Source organism: Carboxylicivirga sp., assembly GCF_982718395.1.
In genome coordinates this window covers 1-6,235 of record NZ_CEXQWX010000249.1, presented here as the reverse complement: position 1 = coordinate 6,235, position 6,235 = coordinate 1, and the positions used below count along the sequence as shown (strand labels likewise).

General features: G+C 34.9%; 6 protein-coding genes and 1 pseudogene. 3 read left to right on the top strand and 4 right to left on the bottom strand.

Annotated features, from left to right (window positions below):
* Positions 1-269, bottom strand: a pseudogene (locus AC4MRQ_RS24490) (hypothetical protein); the annotation flags it as partial.
* Positions 270-325: 56 nt separating this feature from the next.
* Here AC4MRQ_RS24490 and AC4MRQ_RS24485 point away from each other — a divergent pair.
* The 3 genes from AC4MRQ_RS24485 to AC4MRQ_RS24475 all read left to right on the top strand — a co-directional run bounded on the left by AC4MRQ_RS24485 (position 326) and on the right by AC4MRQ_RS24475 (position 3,251).
* Positions 326-838 carry a hypothetical protein gene (locus AC4MRQ_RS24485; RefSeq protein WP_491200363.1) on the top strand — a complete coding sequence of 171 codons (513 nt, stop codon included), beginning with the start codon at positions 326-328 and terminating at the stop codon, positions 836-838.
* On the top strand, positions 823-1,233 hold the full coding sequence (locus AC4MRQ_RS24480) for a hypothetical protein (RefSeq protein WP_491200362.1): 411 nt from the start codon (positions 823-825) through the stop codon (positions 1,231-1,233). The genes AC4MRQ_RS24485 and AC4MRQ_RS24480 overlap by 16 nt, the downstream gene beginning before the upstream one ends.
* Positions 1,234-1,466: 233 nt before the next feature.
* Positions 1,467-3,251: an LTA synthase family protein gene (locus AC4MRQ_RS24475; RefSeq protein ID WP_491200361.1), complete on the top strand. Its 1,785-nt coding sequence runs from the start codon at positions 1,467-1,469 to the stop codon at positions 3,249-3,251.
* A gap of 47 nt (positions 3,252-3,298) precedes the next feature.
* On the opposite strand, the gene AC4MRQ_RS24470 is transcribed toward AC4MRQ_RS24475, so the two are convergent.
* The 3 genes from AC4MRQ_RS24470 to argS all read right to left on the bottom strand — a co-directional run bounded on the left by AC4MRQ_RS24470 (position 3,299) and on the right by argS (position 5,881).
* A complete protein-coding gene (locus tag AC4MRQ_RS24470; protein ID WP_491200360.1) occupies positions 3,299-3,889 on the bottom strand; it encodes a hypothetical protein in 591 nt (196 codons plus the stop codon).
* Positions 3,890-4,087: 198 nt separating this feature from the next.
* Entirely contained in the window at positions 4,088-4,696 is a 609-nt protein-coding gene (locus AC4MRQ_RS24465; RefSeq protein ID WP_491200359.1) for a DALR anticodon-binding domain-containing protein, read from the bottom strand.
* Positions 4,697-4,702: 6 nt separating this feature from the next.
* Entirely contained in the window at positions 4,703-5,881 is a 1,179-nt protein-coding gene (argS, locus tag AC4MRQ_RS24460) for an arginine--tRNA ligase domain-containing protein (RefSeq protein ID WP_491200358.1), read from the bottom strand.
* Positions 5,882-6,235: the final 354 nt, after the last annotated feature.

Here is a 6,235-nt window from a genome sequence, read left to right as displayed (position 1 = left end):
TTTTGCATCATTTTGATCTTTTCCTGCAACTCCTTATCTTCCGATAACAGTTTAGCTGATGGTCCCCATATGATGAGATAAACATCGTCGAACCATTTCATCTTTTTTGCGGCATTGGTATACATAAAACAAACTTTTAATGCCACATCCCTGTCGCCACTGGTCCAGACAACCATTAACTTATCTTGTTCTCTCATCTCCTTTTTTTTAGCAGTCACACCAAATAAAGGTACTGTTATCAAAAACAATGTAACTAATAAGTGCTTCATAAGTATATTTTTTAAATTAGACTCAAATATCATATCATTCTTTGGAAAAGGCAACTATGAGTACTGATTCTTCTTATCTAACATTATTGGAAAACCAATTAAAGCAAATCGACGATAAAAGCTTCGATTTTAGCTCATGGAAAAAAGCAACCATCTTGTTAACCAGTAGTTGTTTTGGTCCTAACTCGGCACAAGTAGATGCACTTGAGAAAATTGAGTATGCATACAGCTCGTGGACCCTTCGGGATGAGCCTGGTACAAGTGATCCTCTAAAAAACGAATGCAAAACAACCTTATTGACCATTATAAATGAATTCAGGATTAAAGTAGAAAATGCTTCTGCTGAAAGTTCTTCGACAGTAGCGGATGATTATACCTTTCTATGGTCAACGTTTGCGGATGAGTTAACAGGTTCATCCTTGAAAAAGCTTAAGTCACTTATTACAAAAGCCAATGTCTCATCTGATGAAGTTGAAACGTTTCTTAAAGATTTGCCCAACCAGACACTTGTCAATATTATCCTGAACTCTTTATTATCGGAAGAATTTAAAAAATGGATAAGCCAGTAGACACACACATTAAACGCAAAAGCATGATATCATACGCTTTCATTGAAAACATATTACATGTTACAATAGAAGGAAAAACTACACTCAGTGATTTATATGATTTTCTGGAGGAAGTAGGAACCATACAGAACTTACCTGAAGACTTAAAGATCTTTTATGATCTCAGAAAAGCTTCCATTGAGTTAAAGCTCGATGAAATCAGTAATCTTTCTAAAAAAGCTGAAGAAAAAACTTTGAATTGTAAATCTGTAAGAACAGCATTTTGCGTTAAGGATCCAAAAATGACTGCATATGCAATGTTATTTTCTTGGTTACCTGAAAATACCAGAATAAAACGGGAACAATTTTCAACAAAAAAAGCCGCTATGGATTGGCTGCTTGAAAAACAAAATTAAATATTCACAGGTTTTAAAACTGCTATTATTTTAAAAGCATTGTTAACTTTGCGTGAATTTTCACTTAAGTTAATATGACGTTGAATAAAATAGGTAAAACTCATAACGAATACCTTGTTCTTATATATAGATTGCTTTTAATCATGGTTTTTTACAGTGCTTTTCGCATTGTATTTTATCTGTTTAACTACTCACTTTTCCCTAATATCACATTCGGGTCTTTTTTGACAATAATGAAAGGTGGACTTACATTTGATTTAAGTGCTATGCTATACCTTAATGGTTTGTATGCTCTGTTGTATCTCTTACCTTTACCGTTTAAGTTCGGCTCCATTTATCAAACCTTTCTTAAAGGTTTATTTTTATTGGTTAACGGTGTTGGCTTTGCACTCAATAGTATTGACTTAATCTACTACCGGTTTATCTTAAAACGAACTACTTTCAACGTAATCAGTATACTTGAAAATGAAACAAACATGGGCAAATTGTGGGGCCAATTCATTATTGACTATTGGTATGTTGCACTTATTTTTATTCTTTCTGTTTATTTACTTAGCAAGTCATACTCATTACTCCAACCCAGGAAAATCAGGTTGTCAAGCAGGTGGTTATATCCAGCTGTTTCACTAATTGCCTTGGTTCTTTTTTCAGGTTTTTCAATTATTGGAATGAGGGGAGGTTATCGGCACTCTACCCGTCCAATTAACATGGCCAATGCGGGGAAATATGTTAATGCACCCGATGAAATGGCTTTAGTTCTTAATACTCCTTTCTGTATCATTCGCACCTGGGGTAAGAAAAGTTTCACTGCTTATGATTTCTTTAATTCAGAAAAAGAATTGAAACAGGCTTTTGATCCGATGGTTTATCCCGATCCATCGCTAGTCAGCAATAAAAAAAACGTTGTCATTATTATCCTTGAGAGCTTTAGCCGCGAACACTTTGGAGTGTTTAATCCAACGCTTGAGAATGGAAATTACAAAGGATATACGCCTTTTTTGGATTCTCTTAGCCAGCACTCTTTGATTTTCCCTAATGCTTTTGCCAATGGTCATAAATCCATTGATGCGATGCCTTCAATTTTAGCTAGTATACCAGCTTTAGTATTACCATATGTTGTGTCGGAATACTCGTCAAATCAAATTAATGCCTTGCCGTATTTACTAAAGAAGGAAGGCTATCAGACGGCTTTTTTCCACGGTGCTCCTAATGGCTCAATGGGTTTCGAATCGTTTGCCAACATTGCGCGCTTTGATAAATACATGGGCATGACAGAGTTTAATAACGATGATGAGTTTGATGGCATGTGGGGCATTTGGGACGAACCATTTTTTCAGTTTTATGCCGATGAAATGAATAAGATGAAAGAACCATTTATGACATCAGTTTTTTCTTTGTCATCGCATCACCCATTTAAAGTTCCCGAACAATACACCGATGTTTTTCCCAAAGGTAAATTACCGGTTCATCAAGGTGTAGGATACACTGATAATGCCTTGAGAAACTTTTTTGCCAGTGCAAAGCAAATGCCATGGTATAACAACACTGTATTCGTAATAACCGCTGATCATAGTACAGGTGGACATTTCGATTCTTCATTTACAAGCACCAATAAATTTCAAATTCCAATAATCATTTTTAGCCCCGGAGATGAAAAAATGAAAGGTGTTGATAATAGAGTCGCACAGCAAATAGATATAATGCCTACGGTTCTTAACTATATTGGCTTCAATAAAAGTCCATACGTGGCCTTTGGAAATGATTTACTTAATGATGAAAGCAATCGATTTGCTATTAATTACACCAATAATAGTTATCAATTACTTCATGAAGATTATGTCCTCCATTTTGATGGTGAAAATATTATTGGCGCATATAATACTGTGGATGATCCATTATTGAAGAATAATATTAAGGATAGTGATGATACTTACCTCAATCAATTACCACTAATGAAGGGGATTATTCAGCAATACAATAACAGAATGATCGAAGATCGGTTGACTGTAAAAAAATAGGGTTTGAAAAACTCAAACCCCATTTTACATCTATAACTTTAGTTTATTTAAAACTTGTGTTTTAATTTTTCATCCATTAATTCGCGAGCTAGTTTTTGTTCACGCTTAAGTGCTGATTTACGATGTGTTTCAAATTCTTCCTCTACTTCAGCAAGACGAATTTTTGTTTCATTCGTTATAGAATGACTTCTTTTGAACATGAAAAACAAAATAAGGGCAAAAGCAATTAGCCCCAAAACCAATCCCCACATTATTGAATTGTATAGCCCTTTAGATATTTCAGCACCTAGAAACAGCATACTATTCTTACTATTAGTAGTGGTTTCCAAATTGTCAGACAGATTTTTAATCTCACCATCCTTCTGTTCTATGGTACTCTTAAAAGCCTTAATTTCATTATCACGCTCAAGCAAGGTGTTCCTATACTTCATAACGCTATCTAAAGAATTCCCTTTCAATAAATTGAAAGTTGACATCTTTATCACCTTGTAACGCTCGTAACTCTCAGACTTACTATAAACGTAATCAAATTGACTTTTTAAACTAAGCGTATCAAACCTCGAACTCAAATCATTTTGAGCATTCATCGTTAACGTTTGTGCTACCAGCACTGCAAAAAGCAAAGTTAATATTCTCATTAGTGCTTAATTTATTTGTTGGGTGTTATTAATTACATTCTGAAACGGAAAGGCCTTTATATTATTGTTCCATTTACAGGTTATTGCTTATCAAATATATCGAATATTCCTTAATAACTATACATTATTATGGCCTTGTTTGTGACAAACAAAAAAGCCTGCACATGTGCAGGCTGAGTTATCAGTAATTTTTAATGATTACATTCTGTCCGGCACATCAATTCCCATCATCCACATTGCATTTTTAATAACATTTCCAGAAGCTTTACAAAGCAGTAATCGCATTGATCGTTTAGCTTCATCTTCTTCTACTGCAATTGGAGACTCATGATAAAATTGATTAAATTCTTTAGCAAGGTCATATACGAAATTAGCTATCAAGGCAGGACTATACACTTTTCCAGCTTCAGTAACTACAGCAGGGAAATTAGCAATCATACGCATAAGCTGTACCTCTTTCTCTGACATCACCGTATCCACTTCTGCCCTCTCCTGAATGGTTATTTGATTGGCTTCTGCCTTCCGGAATATTGATTGAATACGAGCATAAGTATATTGAATAAACGGCCCTGTATTTCCATTAAAGTCAATCGATTCTTTTGGATCAAAAGTCATATTCTTTCGTGGGTCCACTTTAAGAATAAAATACTTTAGAGCACCTAATGCAATGGTCTGATATACGTGCTCAGCCTCTTCGTCTGAATATCCCTCAAGTTTTCCAAGTTCTTTCGACATTTCGCGGGCAGTATTGATCATATCCTGCATCAAATCATCGGCATCAACAACGGTTCCTTCTCTCGATTTCATCTTTCCTTAAGGCAATTCAACCATTCCATAGCTGAAATGCACCAAATCTTTACCCCACTTTAGTCCCAGTCGATCAAGAAGGATTGCCAATACCTTAAAATGGTAATTTTGCTCATTCCCTACCACATAAACCATTTTATCAATATCGTAATCGTCATAGCGAAGTTTGGCAGTACCAATATCCTGTGTCATATAAACACTGGTACCATCTGTACGTAGAAGTAACTTTTCATCAAGACCATCATTACCTAAGTCGGCCCAAACGCTGTTATCTTCGCGTTTGTAGAAAACTTCCTTATCAAGTCCTTCCAACACCATATCACGGCCAACCTTATAGGTATCTGATTCATAATAAATCTTGTCGAAATCAACACCCATCTGCTTATACGTTACATCAAAACCATCATATACCCAATGGTTCATCTGCTCCCATAAAGCATAGGTTTCAGGATCGTGCGCTTCCCATTTAAGAAGCATCTCACGAGCCTCTTTCATTAACGGCGAATTAGCTTCTGCTTCTTCTTTACTTTGACCATTAGCGATTAATTCGGCCTGCTCTTTTTTATATTCCTGATCAAATTTAACGTAAAAATCACCAACTAAATGATCACCTTTTTTGCCTGTTGCTTCCGGGGTTTGTCCTTCTCCCCATTTTTTCCATGCAAGCATTGATTTACAAATATGTATACCCCGGTCATTTACAATATTTGTTTTGACAACCCTATTTCCATTAGCAGATACAATTCGCGATAATGAAAAACCAAGCAAATTATTTCGAATATGCCCAAGATGTAACGGTTTGTTAGTATTAGGCGACGAGTATTCAATCATTACCTGTGGGGACTTGTCATCGGCAGACTTCTTACCATACTCAGGATTATGAACATTTTCATTCAGAAGATTAATCCAGTAGGTCATTGATAATTGTAAGTTTAAAAAGCCTTTGATCACCTCAAATCCGGATACTTCTGAACAGTTTGTCTGAATATAATTTCCCAAATCATTACCTGTTTCAACAGGATTTTTCTTTGAAATCTTTAGTAGCGGAAAAACAACAACAGTATAATCACCCTTCATATCTTTTCGGGTCAGTTGCAGTTGAATAGAGTCAGGCTCAATATCAGTTGCATATAGCTCTTTAATTGCATTTACAACTGTTGCTTTTATATGACTTTCAATTATCATTTTCGTATATTTAATATGCTCGTAATAAAATTTCAGAGTGCAAATGTAATAAAGTTTAATGTTTCTGATATGCAAGAATATTCGAAATTAATGCATAAATATTACATTTTTGGAGTCTGCTTTTTTTAGGCCTTTTCGATCTTTAGCATTTGGGTAGTTTATTTCAAAGAAATATTTTTGCCATCGTTTAAAATATAAAAAGTGCAGGGGAGACAAGTCAATGTTGAATATTCAATTAATCATATTACATCAAGTATTTACACCATTGTCGTTTGCTGGTTTATTACCTCAACAAGCTGACGAAATCAATGCAAATGATATACAAAGTATCTTCTATCAGGTTATTGCATTATT